General features: G+C 56.3%; 21 protein-coding genes and 1 pseudogene. 11 read left to right on the plus strand and 11 right to left on the minus strand.

The window, feature by feature from the left end; all coding sequences use genetic code 11:
* On the minus strand, positions 1-984 hold the full coding sequence (locus ACFQDM_RS12495; RefSeq protein WP_377379528.1) for an alpha/beta hydrolase: 984 nt from the start codon (positions 982-984) through the stop codon (positions 1-3).
* 75 nt (positions 985-1059) lie between these two features.
* Here ACFQDM_RS12495 and ACFQDM_RS12500 point away from each other — a divergent pair, with 75 nt between their 5' ends.
* A complete protein-coding gene (locus ACFQDM_RS12500; protein WP_377379530.1) occupies positions 1060-1713 on the plus strand; it encodes a 2-hydroxychromene-2-carboxylate isomerase in 654 nt (217 codons plus the stop codon).
* On the opposite strand, the gene ACFQDM_RS12505 is transcribed toward ACFQDM_RS12500, so the two are convergent.
* The 4 genes from ACFQDM_RS12505 to ACFQDM_RS12520 all read right to left on the minus strand — a co-directional run bounded on the left by ACFQDM_RS12505 (position 1710) and on the right by ACFQDM_RS12520 (position 5325).
* Positions 1710-2426, minus strand: coding sequence for a helix-turn-helix transcriptional regulator (locus ACFQDM_RS12505; RefSeq protein WP_377379532.1), 717 nt, complete (start codon positions 2424-2426; stop codon positions 1710-1712). The two genes, ACFQDM_RS12500 and ACFQDM_RS12505, sit on opposite strands and share 4 nt — an antisense overlap.
* Positions 2427-2552: 126 nt before the next feature.
* Positions 2553-3077: a translation initiation factor IF-3 gene (infC, locus tag ACFQDM_RS12510; RefSeq protein ID WP_377379534.1), complete on the minus strand. Its 525-nt coding sequence runs from the start codon at positions 3075-3077 to the stop codon at positions 2553-2555.
* A gap of 75 nt (positions 3078-3152) precedes the next feature.
* Positions 3153-4166, minus strand: coding sequence for a glycosyltransferase family 9 protein (locus ACFQDM_RS12515; RefSeq protein ID WP_377379535.1), 1014 nt, complete (start codon positions 4164-4166; stop codon positions 3153-3155).
* 10 nt (positions 4167-4176) lie between these two features.
* Positions 4177-5325, minus strand: coding sequence for a glycosyltransferase family 4 protein (locus ACFQDM_RS12520; protein WP_377379537.1), 1149 nt, complete (start codon positions 5323-5325; stop codon positions 4177-4179).
* Positions 5326-5366: 41 nt separating this feature from the next.
* On the opposite strand from ACFQDM_RS12520, the gene ACFQDM_RS12525 reads away from it, so the two are divergent.
* Positions 5367-6116 (plus strand): alpha/beta hydrolase, encoded by a 750-nt coding sequence (locus tag ACFQDM_RS12525; protein ID WP_377379539.1) that lies wholly within the window; start codon positions 5367-5369, stop codon positions 6114-6116.
* 51 nt (positions 6117-6167) lie between these two features.
* Here the strand turns inward: ACFQDM_RS12525 and ACFQDM_RS12530 are convergent, their stop codons facing one another.
* Positions 6168-7181 (minus strand): lipid A deacylase LpxR family protein, encoded by a 1014-nt coding sequence (locus tag ACFQDM_RS12530; protein ID WP_377379541.1) that lies wholly within the window; start codon positions 7179-7181, stop codon positions 6168-6170.
* A gap of 126 nt (positions 7182-7307) precedes the next feature.
* Entirely contained in the window at positions 7308-8474 is a 1167-nt protein-coding gene (locus ACFQDM_RS12535; protein ID WP_377379543.1) for an alpha/beta fold hydrolase, read from the minus strand.
* 105 nt (positions 8475-8579) lie between these two features.
* Between ACFQDM_RS12535 and ACFQDM_RS12540 the strand changes: the two genes are divergently transcribed.
* On the plus strand, positions 8580-9545 hold the full coding sequence (locus tag ACFQDM_RS12540) for a glutathione S-transferase family protein (protein WP_377379545.1): 966 nt from the start codon (positions 8580-8582) through the stop codon (positions 9543-9545).
* A 2-nt stretch (positions 9546-9547) separates the two neighbouring features.
* Positions 9548-10396 (plus strand): pirin family protein, encoded by an 849-nt coding sequence (locus ACFQDM_RS12545; RefSeq protein WP_377379547.1) that lies wholly within the window; start codon positions 9548-9550, stop codon positions 10394-10396.
* 5 nt (positions 10397-10401) lie between these two features.
* Here ACFQDM_RS12545 and ACFQDM_RS12550 read toward each other — a convergent pair whose 3' ends face one another.
* From ACFQDM_RS12550 to secA, 3 genes and pseudogenes are all read right to left on the minus strand, one after another.
* Complete coding sequence (locus ACFQDM_RS12550) at positions 10402-11025, minus strand: DUF1989 domain-containing protein (protein WP_377379548.1); 624 nt, start codon at positions 11023-11025, stop codon at positions 10402-10404.
* Positions 11022-11708: a guanitoxin biosynthesis heme-dependent pre-guanitoxin N-hydroxylase GntA gene (gene gntA / locus ACFQDM_RS12555; protein WP_377379550.1), complete on the minus strand. Its 687-nt coding sequence runs from the start codon at positions 11706-11708 to the stop codon at positions 11022-11024. The genes ACFQDM_RS12550 and gntA overlap by 4 nt, the downstream gene beginning before the upstream one ends.
* A 182-nt stretch (positions 11709-11890) precedes the next feature.
* Positions 11891-14395, minus strand: a pseudogene (gene secA / locus ACFQDM_RS12560) (preprotein translocase subunit SecA); the annotation flags it as partial.
* Positions 14396-14560: 165 nt separating this feature from the next.
* On the opposite strand from secA, the gene ACFQDM_RS12565 reads away from it, so the two are divergent.
* From ACFQDM_RS12565 to ACFQDM_RS12580, 4 genes are read left to right on the plus strand one after another with little or no spacing between them, the layout of a single operon-like run.
* Complete coding sequence (locus ACFQDM_RS12565) at positions 14561-15547, plus strand: peptidylprolyl isomerase (protein WP_377379554.1); 987 nt, start codon at positions 14561-14563, stop codon at positions 15545-15547.
* Complete coding sequence (gene argJ / locus ACFQDM_RS12570) at positions 15544-16779, plus strand: bifunctional glutamate N-acetyltransferase/amino-acid acetyltransferase ArgJ (RefSeq protein WP_377379556.1); 1236 nt, start codon at positions 15544-15546, stop codon at positions 16777-16779. The genes ACFQDM_RS12565 and argJ overlap by 4 nt, the downstream gene beginning before the upstream one ends.
* 43 nt (positions 16780-16822) lie before the next feature.
* The gene (locus ACFQDM_RS12575; RefSeq protein WP_377379558.1) at positions 16823-17248 is read left to right on the plus strand and encodes a (deoxy)nucleoside triphosphate pyrophosphohydrolase; all 426 of its coding nucleotides are present in this window, start codon (positions 16823-16825) and stop codon (positions 17246-17248) included.
* Positions 17249-17251: 3 nt separating this feature from the next.
* Positions 17252-17446, plus strand: coding sequence for a Flp family type IVb pilin (locus ACFQDM_RS12580; protein ID WP_377379560.1), 195 nt, complete (start codon positions 17252-17254; stop codon positions 17444-17446).
* 2 nt (positions 17447-17448) lie between these two features.
* Here ACFQDM_RS12580 and ACFQDM_RS12585 read toward each other — a convergent pair whose 3' ends face one another.
* The gene (locus ACFQDM_RS12585) at positions 17449-18351 is read right to left on the minus strand and encodes a methyltransferase domain-containing protein (protein WP_377379562.1); all 903 of its coding nucleotides are present in this window, start codon (positions 18349-18351) and stop codon (positions 17449-17451) included.
* Between the two features lie 54 nt (positions 18352-18405).
* On the opposite strand from ACFQDM_RS12585, the gene ACFQDM_RS12590 reads away from it, so the two are divergent.
* The 3 genes from ACFQDM_RS12590 to ACFQDM_RS12600 are packed head-to-tail and all read left to right on the plus strand — an operon-like array spanning position 18406 to position 19870.
* Positions 18406-19137: a ComF family protein gene (locus tag ACFQDM_RS12590; protein ID WP_377379564.1), complete on the plus strand. Its 732-nt coding sequence runs from the start codon at positions 18406-18408 to the stop codon at positions 19135-19137.
* 22 nt (positions 19138-19159) lie between these two features.
* Positions 19160-19420, plus strand: a complete 261-nt coding sequence (gene grxC, locus ACFQDM_RS12595) for a glutaredoxin 3 (protein WP_377379566.1) — start codon at positions 19160-19162, stop codon at positions 19418-19420.
* Positions 19421-19429: 9 nt separating this feature from the next.
* The gene (locus ACFQDM_RS12600) at positions 19430-19870 is read left to right on the plus strand and encodes a DUF1178 family protein (RefSeq protein ID WP_377379568.1); all 441 of its coding nucleotides are present in this window, start codon (positions 19430-19432) and stop codon (positions 19868-19870) included.
* Positions 19871-19930 lie beyond the last annotated feature (60 nt).

Raw genomic sequence — 19930 nt, forward strand, 5'->3', positions numbered from 1 at the left:
TCAGAGGCTGCCGAGTGCCCGTCCGACAACGCGTCCGCTCTCTGCGATGGCGTCTCTTGCAGGTACTGAAATCGAGGTCAGGTTCATGAAGCCATGCACCATGCTCGAATATTCTTTCATCGTGACAGGCACACCAGCCGCAGCCAGCTTGTCCGCATAGGCTTTGCCTTCTGCGTTCAGCGGGTCCCAGCCACATAACACGACATGGGCAGGCGGCAGACCGGCGAAATCCTCAGGCGGGGCAAACAGAAGGGAAATCCGCTTGTCCATCGGGTCCACGTCATCTCCCAGATAGCTCTTCTTGAAGAAGTCAAAGAGACCGGGTGAGATGAAAAAGCCTTCCTGAAACTTCAGACCTCGTGACTTGATGTCGACGAATTGCACAAGCGGATAGAGCAGGAGCTGAAAAGCGGGCTCCGGGCCTTTCGTGCGCACCATTTCCTGACAGATATACGCCGCGAGATTTCCGCCAGCGCTGTCACCGGCCACGGCGATGCGGTCAGCGTCAATATTGAATTCCTTTGCGCGGCGCAGAAGCCAGTCATAGGCAGAAAGCGCATCTTCGTGCGCGCAGGGAAATTTGTGTTCCGGCGCGAGGCGGTAATCAATGGAAATGACCCGGCAGCGCGCGGCATGGGCGAGCCGGATGCAGATCATTTCATGGCCGTCCAGATCACCGACCACAAAGCCGCCGCCATGAAAGAACAGGATGGCCGGCTGAAGTCCGACGCCTGCTGCGAGCGGCGTATAGATCCGGGCTTTCAGGGGGCCTGTCGCGCCATCGACCAGAATATTGTCGATATTGGCCAGTTGCGGGGCGTCCTGCTCGATAGAGCGGGTGGCCCGGTAAAAGCTGGCGCGCAGGCGATCGACAGTCTGTTGCCAGTCTGCCTTTGAAAAATCTGTCAGGTTGAAATCAGTCTTGAGAAAGCTCGGGAGTTTCAGCCCATTCAGAAAATTCTGGAAGGAAGGATCGATTGCCATCTGCGCTGACCTGTCATTGTATCTGACCAACAGAATGTGGTTCTGCCACAGATAAACAAGGGGGAGATGTTCGAAATGCGGCAGGTTGACGTTTATTGGTCCTTCCGGAGTCCATATTCCTATCTGGCGACATCGCGACTACGCCAGATGTCGCAGTCCTGGGATGTGCCATTCGTGTTTCGTCCGGTTTATCCGATTGCCGTGCGCATTCCCGGCTTTTTCAAAACGGTGAACCCGCTCTGGCCGCCTTATCTGGTGCGCGATTGCTTGCGGATTGCGGAATATCAGGGGCTGCCCTTCGGACGACCGGATCCCGACCCGATTGTCATGGATATGCAAAGCGGGGAGGTGGAGGCTGACCAGCCCTATATTCATCGCCTGACCCGGCTGGGTGTGGTGGCCAGTCACACGCCGCAGGCCATGGCGTTCTTTGATGAGGTCTCCCGTCTGATCTGGGGTGGGCAGAAAAGCTGGATGGCAGATCGCAATCTGGAGATCGCTGTGGCGGATGCAGGTCTGAATCTCTCTGCGTTAGAGCGCGATGTGGCAGCGCGGACAGACGAGATTGAAGCAGAAATCGAAGCCAATGAGGCCGCCCAGAAGGCAGCGGGCCATTGGGGCGTTCCGCTTATGGTGTTTGAGGATGAGCCGTTTTTCGGTCAGGATCGGCTCGATCTGCTGGAATGGCGCCTGGGCAAAGCCGGTGTTGCCAAATCAGGGAACGCTTAGAAGCGTTCGATCAGATTGTGAGTCATCGCCATGGCGAGCGCTTCGGCGCGGCTGCGCACGCCAAGGCGGTTCTTCATCATTTCAACATGGCGGTTCACGGTCCGCTCGGCGATGTTCAGAACCTGGCTCATTTCCCAGTCGGTTTTGCCTTTGGCGATCCAGTAGAGAATTTCCTTCTGGCGCTTAGTCAGGGCGATGTCGCTGGCCAGCTCCGGCGCAGGCTGTGCTTTTTTCTGAGCGTAGCGATAGAAGGTCAGTCCGGCGAAGGTGAGAAGACGTTTGCTGGACGGTGAGTCGTCGATCTGGTCGCCCATATAGCTCGTCAGGCCAAATCCTCCCTTTGCGCCAAAATAAGGGACAACCCAGCCATCGGTGAAGCCGTGTTCAGCCGCGATCGCAAACACATTGTTCTGGTCCCGCGTTACGGCGCGGTTGCGGACATCAGACCATGAGAACGCATCTTCTGAGGCAGCAGCCTGTATGGCAGCCACGTCGTGCTTGCTGAGGCCTTCCTTGCGATAACGTGTGGTGTATTCCGTGTCGCGTTTGCCAAAGAGGCGACCGATGAACGGGGTCGCATTGACCGGCGCCCGCATTTCCATGCTGCCGACATTGGTAACGCCGAGCGGTCGGACAAGGTCCAGCAATGCCTGCTCAACCTCATCATAATCCGCATCCTGATCCACAAGATCCCAGAACTTGCCTTCGATCATAGATTACTTCCCCATTTATACTCAGGGTAGTGTAACTGGTTGAAGCGTCTAGCATCTTTTAGATGACGTTATAAAAAAACTCGCCCAGAGAGCGAGTTTTTCAGAAATTTGTTTGTGAACGACCGCTTAGCGGGGTGACATCACCATCACCATCTGGCGACCTTCGAGTTTCGGCTCGAGTTCCACCTTGGCGACTTCGTCAAACTCTGTCTTCACCTTCTGAAGAAGCTCAAAGCCCAGATGCTGGTGAGCCATTTCACGGCCACGGAAGCGCAGGGTGATCTTCACCTTGTCGCCTTCATCAAAGAAGCGCGTGATGGCTTTGGTTTTGACTTCGTAATCGTGCTTGTCGATGTTCGGACGCATTTTGATCTCTTTGAGATCAGCCGTCTTCTGCTTCTTACGAGCTTCAGCTTTTTTCTTCTGTTCCAGGAAGCGGAGCTTGCCGTAGTCCAGGATTTTACAGACCGGTGGTTCCGTGTTCGGGGAAACCTCTACCAGATCCAGGCCAGCATCACGGGCTGCATCCAGTGCAGCGGATGTCGGCATCTCACCCTGTTTCTCGCCGTTTTCATCAATGAGTAGGACTCGCGGTGCGCGGATATCCTCGTTAATCCGGGGGCCAGACTTTTGTGGCGGTTTAGCCGGCATTGGTCGACGTGCTATGGCTTTTGCTCCTTGGTACTATTTTGAGTGCTATAGATATGACGTATTTACGCGTTGAATTCAAGAAGTAGGGACTACGCCTAAAGCCTGAATCGCTTGTAAAACGTCCGGAACTGAGACCAGTTCCAGTGTTTCGGCCTGAACCACAACAACATTGCTGCCGCGGGGGCGCGCATGGTCGGGGTCAGATTCGCTGGTCGCGAAGAGCGCGACGCCTGGCGAACCGGACAGGGTTGCCATGTGCATCGGGCCCGTATCATTGCCCACAGCAAAGGTTGCGTGCTTGCCCAGCGCAGAGACCTGGAACAGATCCGTTCGTGTGCAAAGGGTTTTGGCGCGCGGTTCGGCGCGGATGACAGCATTGCCAATCGGGCTTTCCGATTTGCCGCCAATCACGACGGGCGTGATGCCCTGATCTGCAATCCAGCTTGCAAGCTCGATATAGTTTTCTTCCGGCCAGCGCTTGGCTTCGCGGTGTGCCGAGGAGCCTGGAATCAACAGCGCATAAGGTCCGTTCAGCGAGAAATACTGCGGCTGAAGGCGTGGCGGGTTGCGCAGGGCTTCCTCAATCCAGCTGAGATCCGGCATAGGCGCGCCGCCAAACGGATAGCCCTCTGCCGGCCCGACACCAGCCTGTGCCAGCTGCTCGCCAAGGCGTTCAATGGAGTGCATGCCCGAACGTTCCGGATTGGTGTGCGGGAAGGCACAGCCAGCTGCAATACCTGACCAGAGCGGCGGATTCGGGCGCAGGGCCTGAAAATAATTACTGGTTCGGCCGCTGGTCTGAAAATCATAAACAATGTCGTATTTTTCCGAACGCAGGCGTCGGAGCAGCGTGGTTGTGCTGCGTGTGTCCTTTGGCCGGCCATCAGTTTCGATGCGGTCGAAATACGGGCAGGCTTTGGCAAAGCCTTCGAAAGGCGGTGTCGTCAGCAGGGTGATCTGAGCCGAAGGATGAAATTCGCGCACGGCCTTCATCGCCCCCATGGCGAGGACGAAATCGCCCAGCGCGCTGAGCTTGATCACCAGCACCTTGCGGGCATCTTCTCCTGGATTGATCGCCTGTTTCGCCATGCTTCGTCAGTTACTCGCCCGATAGGAGGGATTGATAAACCTCCAGTGTTGCCCGTTGCAGTCCGGATTTGGTGAACTGCCTTTCTACATTGGTTCGCGCTTTGCGTCCCATATTCTGTCGCTCAGCCGTTGAGAGGCCGAGATAGGCGCCGATCGCCCGCGCGAGATCTGCCGGATCGCCTGGCTTGACCCGCCAGCCCGTTTCCCCGTCCACCACGGTTTCACGCTGCCCGCCATGGTCGGAAACGATCACAGGGCGCTGCATGGCACCGGCTTCGATGGCAATCCGCCCGAACGCTTCAGGCCGTGTGGAGGGTGCCAGCACCAGATCCGCTGCCGCGTAAAGGTTTACCATGTCTGAAGAATGGCCTGTAATTTTTACCAAATCGTCAAGCCCATTTTCGGCGATTCGTGAAGTCAGGGCGGCCAGATAATCGTCGCGGCCCTGTGCGTCGCCTATCAGTGCGACCTGAAAATGCGCTTTTTCCGCATCTGACAGCTCAGCCAGTGCGTCGATGAGCACCATCTGTCCTTTCCAGCTGGTCAGACGGCCGGGCAGGATGAAGAGAAGACGATCAGGCTTTCCGAGCTCGCTGCGAAGTGCGGAGACCCGCGCCGGGTCTGCCTTGATGGGATCAAAGATATGCGTGTCGACGCCGCGCGGAATGGTGATGAGGCGGGCTTCGGGCAGGCGGTAGGTGTTGCGAATATGGTCTGCAATATAGTCGGAGTTCGCGATCACCTTGTCACCGCGCGCCATCACGGAATTATAAAGCTTCTTCGGTGCGGACTTGCCGCCATAAGCGCCGTGATAGGTTGTCACGAAGGGAATGCCGGTGCGGCGTGCGGCCCACAAGGCGCTCCAGGCCGGTGCGCGTGAGCGGGCATGGATCAGGTCGACGCCTTCCTGCCGGATGATCTGCGCCAGGAGCCCGGCATGCTTGTGAATGGCGAGCGGGTTCTTCGTTTTGACGGGCATACGGATCAGCTCACCGCCGAACTGAGTGAGTTCGTCTTCCATGCGTCCGCCTTCGCTGACGACAAGGGCGCGTCCCCCTGCCGCCTTGAGCGCTTCGACAATCTCCAGTGTAGTGCGTTCTGCGCCGCCAGCCGCGAGCTCGGGAATGACTTGCAGGACGGTCAGGCCGGATTTAGCCAAGGGATAGACCTTTTAAAACACCAGAGGGAGGCACCAAGGACATGCAAACGCTGAAACGGGCCGATAACGAAACACTTGCCTACACGAAGATTGAGGCTCCTGCCAATAAGCCCACGCTGGTTTGGCTCTCTGGCTTCAATTCTGACATGAGCGGTTCCAAGGCGCTCGCCGTGAAGGATTGGGCCGAAGCCAATGGCTTTGGCTATCTCGCATTCGATTATTTCGGCCACGGACAAAGCAGTGGGGCTTTCAAGGACGGCACGATTTCGCGCTGGCGTGAGGATTGTCTGACTGCCATTGATGAACTGACGAGCGGCGATCTCATCCTGATTGGTTCGTCCATGGGTGGATGGATGGCATTGCTGACCGCACTTGCTCGCAAGGACCGCGTTCAGGGCATGGTGCTGATTGCGCCCGCTCCGGACTTTACCGAAAAACTGCTCTGGAAAGAGCTTTCAGGCGCAGCCCAGGAAGCCATTGCGCATGATGGTTTCTGGATGCGCCCAACCGATTATGGTGAGCCCTATCCGATCACGCGTGAGCTGATTTCCGATGGGAAGACATGGTCCATTCTGGACGGGCCGATCGACCTTTCGGTTCCGGTCACCATTCTGCAGGGAAAGATGGACCCGGATGTGCCCTGGACGCATGCGCTGAAGGTGCAGGAAAAGATTGTCTCACCGGACTGCGTCTTTCACCTCATCAAGGATGGGGAGCACCGGCTGTCGCGCGATGAGGACATCAAGCGCCTGCTGTTGGAAGTAAAGCTGATGACGGAAAAAGTCGGCTAGCAAAATTCCCCCTCATGCAGCCCCGTTGGGGGCTGCATGGGTGGCGCTCGATCAGGTTTTGAAGGAGAGGCTGACGGCGCCAAACCGTTGTGGTTCCTGTTGTTCCTCAAATTGCTTGGTCCGCTCCACATAGGTCAGGCCAAGCTGTATACCGTTATATTGAACGACCAGTCCGGCCTGCAGATCGAGGACTTCACGTTTTGTGGTGATGGAACGGAAATCATCGCGAAACAGGCTGCCATCCAGAATGTAGTCGTGCGCCACATAGCGGCCTTCAGCGCCTGCGAAGAGGTACCAGCTGAATTCACTGTCCGGTGCAAAATAGCCAGCGCCCGCGAGTGATGGACGGACACGTGGTGGCCCGAAATCGCTTTTCAGATCCTGCCCGATGCGCATGGTCAGGCCTGCGCGGGCATTGGTGTTCAGTGTGCCGAGCGTTGCGCCTATGTTTGGAATGACGTCGACGCCAAAGTCAGTATCGCCGAACTCAAGCAGGGCACGCAGGCGGCGGTCATAGATCACATCAATGCCGACTTCGTCGCGCACCTGATTGTCCCAGCCTTCCGGAATCTCGGCGCCGATCAGAGAGTGGAATTCGCGCTGGACCCATTCTCCGCCCGCTGAGGGCCCAATCAGGCCGAGACGAACGGAAATCTGGTCGAGTGAATCTTCGGTTTCCAGAACCGACGTGCCTTCGAAATACAGATACCCCGCATAAGGGTGCTGATCTGGCAGAAACTCTGTCTCATCAATATCGGTTGGCGTGTAAATCGAATGCCCGAGCGCAAAGCCTCGTCGGACCTGTCGATCCTGTTCGCTGTCGATCAGAATGTCCGCCAGAAAGTTATCAACGCTCTGGGCCGGGCGCGCTTTTGAAAGCCAGCCCATGCGGACACCATTGGTGTAGTTGCGATCCTGGTCTCCGAACCAGTCATTTTCCCAGACAAATGAGAAGGTTCCGCGCTCATCAGGCTGAGCGGTTTCAGCAGTTTGTGCCTGTGAGGGCATGGCGCAGGCCAGACCCAGGGCAAGAAGGGAAATTGCTGAAAGGCATTTGGTTTTCAAGGAAGCACTCCGTACTGACACGCTTGTCGATAAGCTTCTACGCTACGCATAGTCTTAAGCGGAGTTCCCTAACGAAACCGCCTTTTTCACCTGAACATGTGTAATTCTAAAGCGCTATCTCTGCGATCATGCGCCGACGGAACGCGCCCAGTTTCGAACGTCCTGAACATAAAGCTCTGGTTGCTCCATGGCTGCGAAATGTCCGCCTTTTTCCAGATCTGTCCAGTGCACGATATTATAGGCCCGCTCACACCAGGAACGGGGTGAAGCCGGATAGAGCGCCTCGCCGGGAAAGTTCGCAAAACCGGTCGGGATTTCAACGCGCTGGCCTTCTGGCAGAGAGGCGCCGCCTTCAAGAAAGAGTGCATTGTAATACCAGACGCTGGTCGCGAAAGCGTCGTTGACCAGATAGATCATGATGTTGGTGAGCAGCTGGTCTCGCGTATAGATGCTGAACAGGTCTCCGTTCTCTAGATCTGACCAGCCATGAAACTTCTCCAGAATCCATGCGGCCTGACCGACGGGGGAATCCATCAGGGCGAGCGCGAGTGTCTGTGGCTTGGTGGCCTGTTCCATCAGGTACGCGCCTTCGGCCTGTGTTGTGGCCTGAGTTTGCTGGATCCAGCGCGTCTCTGCGTCATTCTGAGGTGTGGCGGGGTTCGGACGAAGGCCGATCATGTTGAGGTGCATCGCCTTGCAGCCGCCATTCTTGTCGACGCCATGATCAAAGCCAAGCCACCCCGTTACAAGAGCGCCCCAGTCACCCCCCTGGGCGAGATAGGTCTCATAGCCGAGAACATCGCGCATCAGAGCGTTGAACAGTCTGGCGGTCGCGCGCTGGCCAAGTGGCTTGCTGGGCTTCTGGGAAAAGCCGTATCCGGGAAGGCTTGGTATGACGAGGTCAAACGCATCTTCGGCCTTGCCGCCGAAACGCGATGGAAAGGCAAGTGGTTCGATGGCCTGCCAGAATTCATAAATGGAGCCGGGCCAGCCATGCGTGATCAGTAAGGGGCGCTTGCCTTCCGCTTCGCCGACCACATGGACGAAATGAAGTTCGAAGCCATTCACGTCTGCCTTGAAATGCGCAAACCGGTTGAGGTCGCGTTCGGCGGCTCGCCAGTCATAGCTGTGCAGCCAGTGTTCGCGAATGTCGGCCAGCACGCTGGTTTTCATGCCGTATTGCCAGTTGTCATCCACCGGGGCGGGATGGAACTGATAGGCCTCAACGCGCTGATGGATCGTATCCAGTCGGGCCTGCGGAATCTCGATTGAAAACGGGGTTGGTTCGCTCATGGGATGAGAATAACGCCTTGCCCTAGCGAGAGCGCAAGCCATGTCTTTATAACGAGGAACCCGGCTCCTGCTGCGCCGTTCGTTTTTCGACAAAGGAGATGAAGTATGGGCATCCTGAAAGACGGGAAATGGTATTCTGACGAAAGCGGCTTTGCCGATGATGATGGCGCCTTCAAGCGCACGACCAGCAAGTTTCGTAGCTGGGTGACGAAAGACGGCTCGCCGGGGCCAAGCGGTGAGGGTGGTTTCAAGGCTGAAGCCGGACGGTATCATCTCTATGTGTCCTATGCCTGCCCATGGGCCCATCGCACGCTCATCATGCGTTCCCTCAAGGGCCTGGACGATATGATCGGTCTGTCGGCAACGCACTGGATCATGCGGGAGCGTGGCTGGACCTTTGATGACGGGCCGGGTGTTATCCCTGATCCTTTGATGAATGCCGGCACAATTCATGAAATCTATCAGGCAGCTGACCCGAAGGTGTCGGGCAAAGCGACTGTGCCGGTGCTCTGGGACAAGCAGAAGAAGACCATTGTCTCGAACGAGTCCGCCGAGATCATTCGTATGTTCAATTCGGCCTTTGATGAAATCGGCGCGCGCGAGGGCGATTATTATCCTGACGCCCTGCAGGCCGAAATCGATGAGGTGAATGACCGCGTCTATGACACCGTCAATAATGGCGTCTACAAGGCTGGCTTTGCCGAGCAGGCAGGACCTTATGAAGAGGCATTTGATGCTCTGTTCGAAAGTCTCGACTGGCTGGAAGCGCGTCTGTCGCAGCAGACCTGGCTGGTCGGCGATCAGATGACGGAAGCGGATATCCGTCTCTTCACCACCTTGCTGCGCTTTGATCCGATTTATCACAATCATTTCAAATGCAATAAGTACAAGATCCGTGAAAAGACCGCTCTGCAATCCTATCTGGCACGCATGATTGCGATCCCTGAAATTCGCAGCACAATCAATATGGATCACGCCAAGGGGCACTATTATCAGAGCCATCTTTTCATCAATCCGACCGGGATTGTGCCAAAAGGGCCGGAGATACCCGAACTGGGAGCAGAAGAATAAACATGACGAGATCAGTCACGGCCGTCTATCCGGCCATGCGAGATGATATTGGCGACCTGGTCACACGGCGCCCTCTGCCCAATCGGGAGCTGGAGCAGATCAGCCCGTTTCTGTTTCTCAACCATCACGGGCCGCAGGTTTACCCGCCGAACAATCGCGGCCTGCCATTCGGGCCACATCCGCATCGCGGGTTCGAGACCGTGACCTTTATTCTTGAGGGCAGCCTTTCGCATCTGGACACGGGCGGGCATGAAAGCGTGATCCATGCAGGCGGTGTGCAGTGGATGACGGCTGGTTCCGGCCTGGTACATGCTGAACTTTCACCGGATGTTTTCAAACGCCGGGGCGGGCCGCTCGAGATCCTGCAGCTCTGGGTGAACCTTCCGGCCGACAAGAAATTTTCGCCGCCGAATTATACCGGACTGCAAACAACCGAAATCCCGAAATTTGCCCTGTCCGATGGTGTGAATGTGGAGCTGACGTCCGGCGAGATGGCCGGGCATACCGGGCCGATTGAGAATCTGACAGGCCTGATGATGAGCGTTGTTCGCGCCGAAGCAGGCAAGACGTTCGAGCTGCCAGCGCCTCAGGGCCGGTCGGTCTTTTTCTACATGGTGACTGGCAATGCCAGCGTCGCAGGGAAGGATGTGCCGGAGCATCATCTGGCAAAATTCGATGACAAGGATGGGCATATCACATGCGAGGCGCAAACGGATTGCGTGATCCTGTTTGGTCATGGCGCGCCCATTGATGAGCCAATGGTCGCGCACGGCCCATTCGTCATGAATACGGTCGATGAAATCCGGGATGCGATTGTCGACTATCAGGCTGGTAAGTTCGGCAATTTCTGAACCGCTCAGGCGTGGACACCAGCACGCTGTTCCAGATTTTCCGGTAAGGAATCCAGGATTTCAAAGTCGATTGGCTTGTAGGTGAAATTGTTGGATTCCCCGGCAGAGCACGCCGTAAGGGCCATGATCATGTCCATTTCCGCGCGGAAAATGGTTGATTGACCCGCTTTGCTCATTGGAGGGTCGACACGAATTTTCCCGGTCTTTCCGTCGACATCCACATTCATGAAGACATTGAACGCAATCGGAATGTCGTCAGGTTCAATACCGAAGGGCGCGAGCGCTTTTTCGAAATTTCCCTGGCAGCCATGATGAGGCTCGGTGTGTCCATACAGAATGCGAAACGTCGCTTCAGAACAGGGCGTCAGGGTGAAATCATGACGACCGACCTCATCGTGAACAATGGTGAGCATCACGTTCGAACGATTTGAGTAGAGCGGATCTCCGGTCGTGAGGAGCAGTCGCCCTGCGAAATCGATTGACCGGCCAGACGAGATGTATTCGCGCGTGTCCTCTGCATTGTATGCGAGCATGTCAGAGACTTGCTGGCCCTCCGGGTCGGTCACCTTCAGGAACTGACCCTTTTTGATTTTGAATGCCTGTCCGGTTCGCGGTGAGATACGTGTCATGGGTCGAGTGGCTCCATTTTCTGAAACGGGCATTTCCAGTCGGCGGTCAGTCGACGCCCGGAGTATTGAAGTGCTTCGGAGGCCTCTCCGAAGTCTGAAAGCATCGGGTTGATTTTACCGTCGAGCTCAGCGTCTCGTTTGCGGATGATGTCTTTCATTTTATCGAACCGCCCATCTTCCCGCAGGTGATCGAATTGCAGGTGCGAATTGAAAACGAGCGCGGGGTAAGCAAAGCGCCGTGCCTGGCGCGAGGCGTTTGGGTGCAGGCCAACAACGAAGAAGGGGTGATTGGCGATCGACATGGAAAAGTGTGCATCATCCGGATCAGAGGCCACATCATCGCGCCAGTCATTTCCTGCGGCAGCGTCCATATTGTGAAAGCACTGCAGGCGATCCCAGAGCGCATCTTCGAATGCGCGTTCGCTCAACTTGTCCGGACCTTCAAAGATCAGGACGAAGGAGCGTACTCTTGGGTCATCGGGCGCAATCTGATTTCCGAACTCACGTAGTTCGCGGAATGCCGGAAGATCATCCTGTGAGTGCGTTATGTCGCTTGCGACGAAAAAGGTAATGCATTCGCGCGCCAGCGCCGCTTTCGCGCCGACACAGGGGAAGTCATCTGCTTCTATGAACTCATGAAAAGCAGTCACCGGGTCTGTTTGAATGTCGATCGTGTCGGACATGTTTGTGTATCCAGGGTTTCAACGGTCCAACAGCAATGCCCGCTTCGAGCGTTCGTTCCGTTGTGTTTCCTGGCGGTGCACACAAAAACGCCGCCGGTTCAGGAAAACCGACGGCGCATTGATTGAAATCAAATCAGGAAGGTTTCTCAGACCTGTTCCTGTTGAGGCTGTGGTCGCTGTTGCGGTTCCTGCGGTGCGACCTGGATCTGAATGTTCATCAGGGTTCCGGTGACCGTTTCACGCAGGCTTGAGAGCAGGTTCTCAAACAGAGCGAATGCCTCGGACTTGAATTCGTTGAGTGGATCACGCTGGCCATAGCTGCGCAGGTGAATGACAGAACGGAGCTGATCAAGCTGCTGCAGGTGTTCGCGCCACTCTTTGTCGAGCAGCTGAAGAAGGACCTGCTTTTCAAACCAGCGCATACGGTCCGGACCGATTTCCGTCGCTTTCTGGGCGAAAGCTTTGTCGGCCGCTTCGGTCATGCGTTCGATGATCTCGGTGTTGGCAACACCTTCTTCGCTCGCCCATTCCTTGATCGGCAGATCAAGGCCAAGCACTTGCTGGGTTTTGTCGATCAGGCCATCGGTGTCCCACTGGTCGGCATAGGTTTTGGCCGGCATGGCCGCCTGAACCATATCCTCAACCACATCATGACGCATTTCGGTGATGATTTCGGTCACGTCATTGGATTGCATGAATTCAATGCGCTGCTCGAAGATTGCCTTACGCTGATTGTTGATGACATCATCATATTTGAGCAGGTTCTTACGCATTTCGAAGTTGCGCTGCTCAACTTTTTTCTGTGATGTTTCAAGTGCCTTGCTCATCCACGGGTGAACAATGGCTTCGCCTTCCTTGATGCCAAGGCGGCGCATGATGGTATCGAGACGCTCTGCTGCGAAGATGCGCAGAAGGTCGTCCTCGAGCGACACATAGAATTTCGAACGACCAGGGTCACCCTGACGACCTGTCCGGCCACGCAGCTGGTTGTCGATGCGTCGGCTTTCATGGCGTTCGGTACCGAGAACGAAGAGACCACCAGCATCAAGTGCCTTCTGGCGGGCCTCAGCAATTTCCGCTTTCAGCTCGGTTTCGAGCTCTGTGACTTCTTCCGGTGTCAGTTCGCGACCCATACGTTCCTGTCGGCGCTGGGTCTCTTCTTCCATCCGCATTTCCAGATTGCCGCCGAGCTGAATGTCGGTACCGCGGCCAGCCATGTTGGTTGCAACGGTGATGGCGCCTGGCACACCGGCCTGAGCGATGATCTGGGCTTCGCGCTCGTGGTGACGGGCGTTCAGCACCTGGTGCGGAATTTTTGCCTGAGCGAGCAGGGTGGAGAGGAGTTCTGACTTCTCAATGGAAGCCGTGCCGAGCAGGACCGGCTGGCCTTTTTCGTGCGCTTCCTTGAGCTCATCAATGATGGCGTGGTATTTTTCTTTCGCTGTGCGATAGACCACATCATCATCGTCGATCCGCTGGATCGGACGGTTGGTCGGAATGGTGAAGACCTTCAGACCATAAGTGTCCTGGAACTCTGCCGCTTCGGTATCGGCCGTACCCGTCATACCAGACATTTTCTCGTAGAGACGGAAATAGTTCTGGAAGGTGATGGATGCGAGCGTCTGGTTTTCCGGCTTGATGTCGACGCGTTCTTTTGCCTCGATGGCCTGGTGCAGGCCTTCGGACAGACGGCGGCCGGCCATCATGCGACCCGTGAATTCGTCGATGAGCATGACCTCACCATCCTTCACGATATAGTCCTTGTCGCGCTGGAAGAGCTTGTGCGCACGCAGTGCCTGGTTGGCATGGTGTACGATGGAGATGTTCTCCGGATCGTACATGGAGCCTTCCATCATGCCAGCTTCTGCGAGCAGGGTTTCGATCTTCTCATTGCCTTCTTCTGTGTAAACACAGGAGCGCTGCTTTTCGTCGATCTCGTAATCTTCGTCGCTCAGCTGCGGAATGAGCGCATCAATCGTCTTGTAAAGCTCGGAGCGATCATCGGTCGGACCGGAGATGATCAGCGGTGTACGCGCTTCGTCGATCAGGATGGAGTCGACTTCGTCCACGAGACAGTAATTGTGTCCGCGCTGAACCATATCGCCGAGCGAATATTTCATATTGTCGCGCAGATAATCGAAGCCGAACTCATTGTTCGTGCCGTAGGTGATGTCTGCAGCATAGGCCTTGCGGCGGGCCTGATCGTCCGGGCCATGCACGACAACGCCGGTCGTCAGGCCGAGAAAGCCGTAAAGCTGTCCCATCCATTCGGCGTCACGTTGCGCCAGATAGTCGTTCACGGTGATGACGTGGACGCCCTTGCCGCTCAGTGCATTCAGATAGGCTGCAAGCGTTGCGACCAGCGTTTTACCTTCACCGGTCCGCATCTCGGCAATATTGCCGGAATGGAGGACCATGCCGCCGATCAGTTGAACATCAAAGTGCCGCATGCCGAGGACGCGCTTGGAGCCTTCACGGACAACCGCAAAGGCTTCTTCCAGAAGGCTGTCCAGACTTGCGCCATTTGCGATGGCTGTCTTGAATTCCAGTGTTTTGGCGCGAAGGGCTTCGTCGGAAAGAGCTTCGAACTCCGGCTCCAGCGCGTTGATACGATTGACGCGAGCTAGGAAAGGGCGAAGCTGGCGTTCATTAGATGAACCTAGAAATTTCTTTGCGAATTTTAACATAACTCGACCATTCATGCGTGCCGAAGATCATAATTCGCACACATTATTTAAATACTCGCAGCTCTCAAAAGGGAAAGCCGCTCGACCCTTGGGTCGGACTGACTTAAGAAGAGGGCTTATCAGTGTCAATCCACAGAACTGGCGAGTGCAGGACTGAATACAAATATGCAGCGGATTCTATCATTATTATTGGGCAGTGTGGCGCTGATGTCTCTGGCGGCATGCGAAAAAGAAGAACCGCCGGTCAAGGAGACGCCACTTCGTGTGAATGCTGCCATCGCCGCTGTGGTAAATGGTGAATACATCCTCGCTTCAGAAGTCGAACTGGAAGCTGCCGCTCAGGGACTGATGGAACCCGGCGATACGCTGGAAATCGAAGATCCCGTCTTTCAGCAGATACTCGATCAGTTGATCGATCAGAAGCTGCTGGCCCAGGAGGCCATGAATCTGGGGCTTGATCAGGAAGAAAGCTCGCGCCATCGCCTGCAGGCGGCACGCGAACGCATTCTTGGAAATCTGCTCGTTGAAAACCTTGTCGCGCAGCAGGTTGATGAAGCGGCTATCATGGAAATGTACAATGCCCAGACCGAGCTGCAGCAGCTCGGTGAAGAGGTGCTTGTCCGTCAGATCCTCGTCAGTTCGCAGGAAGAAGCGCAGGGCCTTTATCAGCAGTTGCAGGATGGCGCGGAGTTCGCCGCGCTGGCGTTCAACCATTCGCTCGACCGCGTCACGAGCGCGGAAGGTGGTCTGATCGGCTATGTCTTGCCCGAAGCGATGAGCGAGCCTTATCGCAGCGTGATTTCGCGAACCTCGGTTGGCCGGGTATCCCAGCCCTTCGAGACTCAGGTTGGCTGGGTGATTGTGAAGGTCGAGGACCGGCGCCAGGAAGAGCCGCCGACGCTTGATGAAACCCGTCCGAAAATCGTTCAGTTTCTAACGTTGTCAGAGATCAGCAAAGTGCTGAAACGTCTGCGCACGCGCGCTGAAATTCAGACCATTACAGGCGAAGATACGATTTCGGCTTTTGAAGATGGGACGCTGGAAGGGCTGCCAGAAGCTGACCCGGAAGATGGCGAGCCAGCAGATACTGAGGCCAACGACACCGAGACCGGCGAAAGTCCGGCGACCGAAACAGAGGAACCAACTGAGTGAAACTGAAACGCTCACCACTCGCGCCTGCCGCGTTTCCTGAACTGCCCCAGATTGAGGGCATGGTATCGACCACGCATTCTCTTGGCATGTACAAGTATGAGCGCGACGACCTGATGGTTGTGGCGTTTCCGGACGGTGCAAATTGTGGCGGCGTGTTCACGCGCTCGCTGACACGCTCTTGCGATGTGGACTGGTGTCGCCAGGCTCTAGAAGAGACGGGCGGCAAAGCCTCTTCGCTGGTGGTGAACGCAGGCAATTCGAACGCTTTCACGTTTCAGAATGGCATCGACAAGAACAATGCGACCCTGGATGCGGTCGCCAAAGCCGCAGGCAAGCCACGCACGGAATGCTATCTGGCGGCGACAGGCGTGATTGGCGTGCCGGTTGCACCGGACCTGATCGCGCAGCACATTCCGGCGATCTGGCCAAACCTGACGCCTGAAACGCCCTGGTTGACGCTGGCGTCTGCCTTCATGACGACGGACACGTTTCCGAAGGGTGCGGGCAAGACCATTGAGATTGATGGAAAGCCGGTGTCGTTCGCAGGCATCGCAAAAGGCTCCGGTATGATTGCGCCGAACATGGCGACAATGCTGGCCTATGTCTTCACGGACGCGCCGCTGACCGCGCAACAATGCCAGTATCTGACATCGCGTCATGCCGATGCGACCTTTAACTGTGTCACTGTGGATGGCGACACGTCGACCAGCGACACGCTGATGATGTTTGCGACCGGCAAGGCAGAGCTGACAGAAGAGCAGGTCGATGCGAATTTCGACAAGATTTCAGATGCGATGCACGAAGTCTTCCTCGATCTGGCGCAACAATTGGTGCGCGATGGTGAGGGCGCGACCAAATTCATCGAAATCACGGTGGAGGGCGCAATCTCCGATAAGTCGGCCAAGACGGTTGCCTGCTCGATTGCCAACTCTCCGCTGGTGAAAACAGCTCTGGCCGCCAATGACGCGAACTGGGGCCGGATTGTCATGGCCATTGGTAAGGCATTGGAGCCGATGAATCGCGACGGCCTGACCGTGAATATCGGAGATGTGCGCGTGGCCGAAGGTGGCGCTCGAGCCGCCAGTTATGATGAGGAAAAGGCAACGGCTGCCGTTTCCAAACCAGAAATTTCGATCTCTGCTGATCTGGGTGTGGGGTCTGGTCGCGCGACCGTTTGGACCTGTGATCTCACTCATGGTTATGTTGAAATTAACGGGGCCTATCGAACCTGATAGGGTTTCTTCAATCAATCCTTCACATCGGCTTGTTACAGAAATGTCTGAAACACGGATCATCTATGTGTCTGCTGGCGTCCTGCTGCGACCTGACAATTCTCTCCTTCTGGCAACACGACCAAGTGGGAAGTCGATGGCAGGTCTCTGGGAGCTTCCGGGCGGAAAGATTGAGCCGGGTGAGACACCGGAATCTGCGTTGATCCGGGAGATGGGAGAGGAACTCGCTGTGACACTGAAACGAGACGATTTGTCACCGCTGACGTTCGCTTCCCATGGCTATGACAGCTTCCACCTCGTTATGCCTGTTTTTCTGGCGCGCAATTGGGAAGGTGAGCCCGTTCCGCAAGAAGGTCAGGACCTGGCCTGGGTCAAACCTGGCGCGCTGAAAACCATGCCAGCACCTGCTGCTGATGTGCCGCTTTTTGACTTCCTGGAACGTCATCTGACCAAGCATGTGGGGGCCTGATCCATGTCATTCCTCCAGAATTTCTGGCTGAACACACGCGGCGGTCAGGTCGTTGAATACGCTCTGATTGGCGGCCTCATTGTCATTCTGCTGCTGAGTGCGCTCAACGCGATCGGTTCATCTACCAAGGCTATGTACGACAATCTCGACAGCAAATGGGATGCCGCGTCAGGCGGTGGCGATGGCGGGGACGGCTAGCTTCAGCCTGCCTTTTCGCCAGTGCTTTGCTCTTCCACACCCAATGCGTCGGCCAGTCTGACGGTGGCCGAACCGGGGCGCTTGGCTTTCGGCTGATCCGGGTGCGGCGCCCAGCCTGTCATCCAGACAATATCAATGGTTGCGCGAATGCGGCCGTCCGGATCGGCAAACTGCTCCTGATAGATATCAGCGGCTCGCATCAGAACGCGACGCGTCAGTGGCTTGCGGGTCAGATTAAACGGCGCGTGTGTTTCGCCGCTCGCTTGCAGGTCCCGGAATAGAGCAAAAATGTTATCGTATCGAAGTGTCAGGCGGTCGCGATCGCTGACAGGAAGTGTGAAGCCAGCGCGTTGCAGCAGCTGAGACATGTCGAGCGCGTCAGCAAATGGGGAGACCCGCATCTCCGCGCCGCCGGTAAGCTCGGTCTCAGCCTGTAGCAAGGCCTGACGCAGTTCCATCAGGCTCGCACCGCCGAGCATGGCACCAACGAAAAAGCCGTCTGGTTTCAGCGAGCGTCGGATCTGGATCAATGTGCCCGGAAGGTCGTTCACCCAGTGCAGAGCAAGCGAAGACACAATGAGATCGAGCGACTCCTGTTTGAACGGCAGCCATTCCTCGTCGACACATAAAGCTGGTGGCGTCAGCGTCGACGCCAGAGCCGGTGAGCTGTCGCACAGCACGATTGTGCCTGTATGGGGGGCCAGAACCTCTCGAAGGTCTGACAGGCCAGCTCCCAGCTCAACGGCCAGATCAAACTGGCGGCGCGTGACGGAAATCCGATCTTCTATGTCCTCTGCGACTCGCTTTTTCAGAAAGTCGACGCTTTCATAGGATGCGCGCGCACGTTGCCGGCGACGGTTGAGCTGCTTGCGGTTGAAGACCAATGGATTGGCTGGCGTGTTCATGAGGGGGATATGGACGTAACACCGCAAAACACCAAGCCGCCGAGGCGGAAATTTTTGTCTGGACGCTGGTTGCCGGACTGGCTGTTTCCGGGGCAGTCGCTTTTGTCACGTCAGCCTTTGCTTCGCGGCGGCTTTCTGACGGCAGAGGATTTTGCGCGGCTTCAGTTTGTTCAGCCACCCTTCTGCGATCATTGCGGTCAGCCATATGATAGCCCCGAGCATGCGGGCATGATCTGCGCGGCCTGTCTTGCGTCGCCGCCTTTGTATGGTCGGGCCAGATCTGCCTTTGTTTATAATGATGCGTCGGCGCAAATGGTGCTGTCCCTGAAGCGACAGGGGCGGCGCGCAGCACTGGTCTGGTATGGTCAGTTAATGGCGAGCGCGGGTGCGGAGCTCCTGTCAGATGCGGATCTGATCATACCCGTTCCGCTGCACTATCGCCGCCTCGCCAGCCGAGGCTTTAATCAGGCGGGATGGCTTGCCAGCGCTGTATCTCAACAGGTGGGTATGCCTGTGTCCCTGATGGCTCTGAGGCGGAGGAAGGCATCGCGGAGCCAGGGGCGGCTCTCTCCCTTGCAGCGGCAACGCAACGTCGCTGGTGCCTTTGATATTCGGCATGGGTATGCGGATCGATTGTCGGGCAAGCGTGTTGTTCTGGTGGATGATGTTCTGACCACGGGCGCAACGCTTCAGGCTTGTGTGCGTGCGCTTCGGAAAGGGCGGGTTCAGAATGTCGACGTGTTGACGCTCGCACGCGTTGTCGCGCCCAAAAATCCGCTTATATAGAAAGCGATCTGGAGAAAATTGAATGGCCAAAGTCGAAATCTACACGCGCGAATTCTGTCCTTACTGCACACGGGCTCTGCAATTGCTCGAGAATAAGGGCGTGAAATATACGCATGTTGATGCCGGTATGGACCCGGACAAGAAGGCTGAAATGATCCAGCGCTCGAATGGCGCCCGGACGTTTCCGCAGATCTTCATTAACGATCAGCATATCGGCGGATGTGACGACATGTTCGAACTGGAATATGACGGCAAGCTCGACGGTCTGCTGAACGCTGGCTGATGTTTTGCCATGGTAAAGTACGCACTCGCCTGTGATACGTGTGAAACGCATTTCGAGGGCTGGTTTTCCAGCTCCGATGCCTTTGACGCGCAAAAAGAAGCCGGTGAGCTGACCTGTCCGCAGTGTGGAGCGAGTAGCGTCAGCAAGCGGATTATGGCGCCGGCTGTTTCGGGTACGAAGAAGCAGGAAATCTCGAAAGAAAACCGCGCTCGCGTGGCGCAGATGGCAAAAGCCGTCCGCGAACATGTGTCCAGCACACATGAGTATGTGGGCGAGAATTTCGCGGATACTGCGCGCGCCATGTATTATGGCGAGACCGAGTCTCGCCCGGTCTGGGGACAGACGAGCCTGGAAGAGGCCAAAACACTGGTCGATGAAGGTGTGCCGGCTCTGCCATTGCCGGGGCCTTTCGCGCCGGAAAAGCCTGTGGATCAGAAAAAGCTCAACTAGTCGTGGCGGCGGCCTGGAATGTCAGCCTGCTATACGTTTCAAAAGTGCGATTAGCCAATT

This window comes from Ponticaulis profundi (genome assembly GCF_042659465.1).
Classification (GTDB): Bacteria; Pseudomonadota; Alphaproteobacteria; order Caulobacterales; family Hyphomonadaceae; genus Ponticaulis; species Ponticaulis profundi.

Coding starts and splice junctions, on each gene's coding strand:
- ACFQDM_RS12495 (WP_377379528.1), bottom strand. CDS start 984: ATGGCAATCGATCCTTCCTTCCAGAATTTTCTGAATGGGCTGAAACTC.
- ACFQDM_RS12500 (WP_377379530.1), top strand. CDS start 1,060: ATGCGGCAGGTTGACGTTTATTGGTCCTTCCGGAGTCCATATTCCTAT.
- ACFQDM_RS12505 (WP_377379532.1), bottom strand. CDS start 2,426: ATGATCGAAGGCAAGTTCTGGGATCTTGTGGATCAGGATGCGGATTAT.
- infC (WP_377379534.1), bottom strand. CDS start 3,077: ATGCCGGCTAAACCGCCACAAAAGTCTGGCCCCCGGATTAACGAGGAT.
- ACFQDM_RS12515 (WP_377379535.1), bottom strand. CDS start 4,166: ATGGCGAAACAGGCGATCAATCCAGGAGAAGATGCCCGCAAGGTGCTG.
- ACFQDM_RS12525 (WP_377379539.1), top strand. CDS start 5,367: ATGCAAACGCTGAAACGGGCCGATAACGAAACACTTGCCTACACGAAG.
- ACFQDM_RS12535 (WP_377379543.1), bottom strand. CDS start 8,474: ATGAGCGAACCAACCCCGTTTTCAATCGAGATTCCGCAGGCCCGACTG.
- ACFQDM_RS12540 (WP_377379545.1), top strand. CDS start 8,580: ATGGGCATCCTGAAAGACGGGAAATGGTATTCTGACGAAAGCGGCTTT.
- ACFQDM_RS12545 (WP_377379547.1), top strand. CDS start 9,548: ATGACGAGATCAGTCACGGCCGTCTATCCGGCCATGCGAGATGATATT.
- ACFQDM_RS12550 (WP_377379548.1), bottom strand. CDS start 11,025: ATGACACGTATCTCACCGCGAACCGGACAGGCATTCAAAATCAAAAAG.
- gntA (WP_377379550.1), bottom strand. CDS start 11,708: ATGTCCGACACGATCGACATTCAAACAGACCCGGTGACTGCTTTTCAT.
- ACFQDM_RS12565 (WP_377379554.1), top strand. CDS start 14,561: ATGCAGCGGATTCTATCATTATTATTGGGCAGTGTGGCGCTGATGTCT.
- ACFQDM_RS12575 (WP_377379558.1), top strand. CDS start 16,823: ATGTCTGAAACACGGATCATCTATGTGTCTGCTGGCGTCCTGCTGCGA.
- ACFQDM_RS12580 (WP_377379560.1), top strand. CDS start 17,252: ATGTCATTCCTCCAGAATTTCTGGCTGAACACACGCGGCGGTCAGGTC.
- ACFQDM_RS12585 (WP_377379562.1), bottom strand. CDS start 18,351: ATGAACACGCCAGCCAATCCATTGGTCTTCAACCGCAAGCAGCTCAAC.
- grxC (WP_377379566.1), top strand. CDS start 19,160: ATGGCCAAAGTCGAAATCTACACGCGCGAATTCTGTCCTTACTGCACA.
- ACFQDM_RS12600 (WP_377379568.1), top strand. CDS start 19,430: ATGGTAAAGTACGCACTCGCCTGTGATACGTGTGAAACGCATTTCGAG.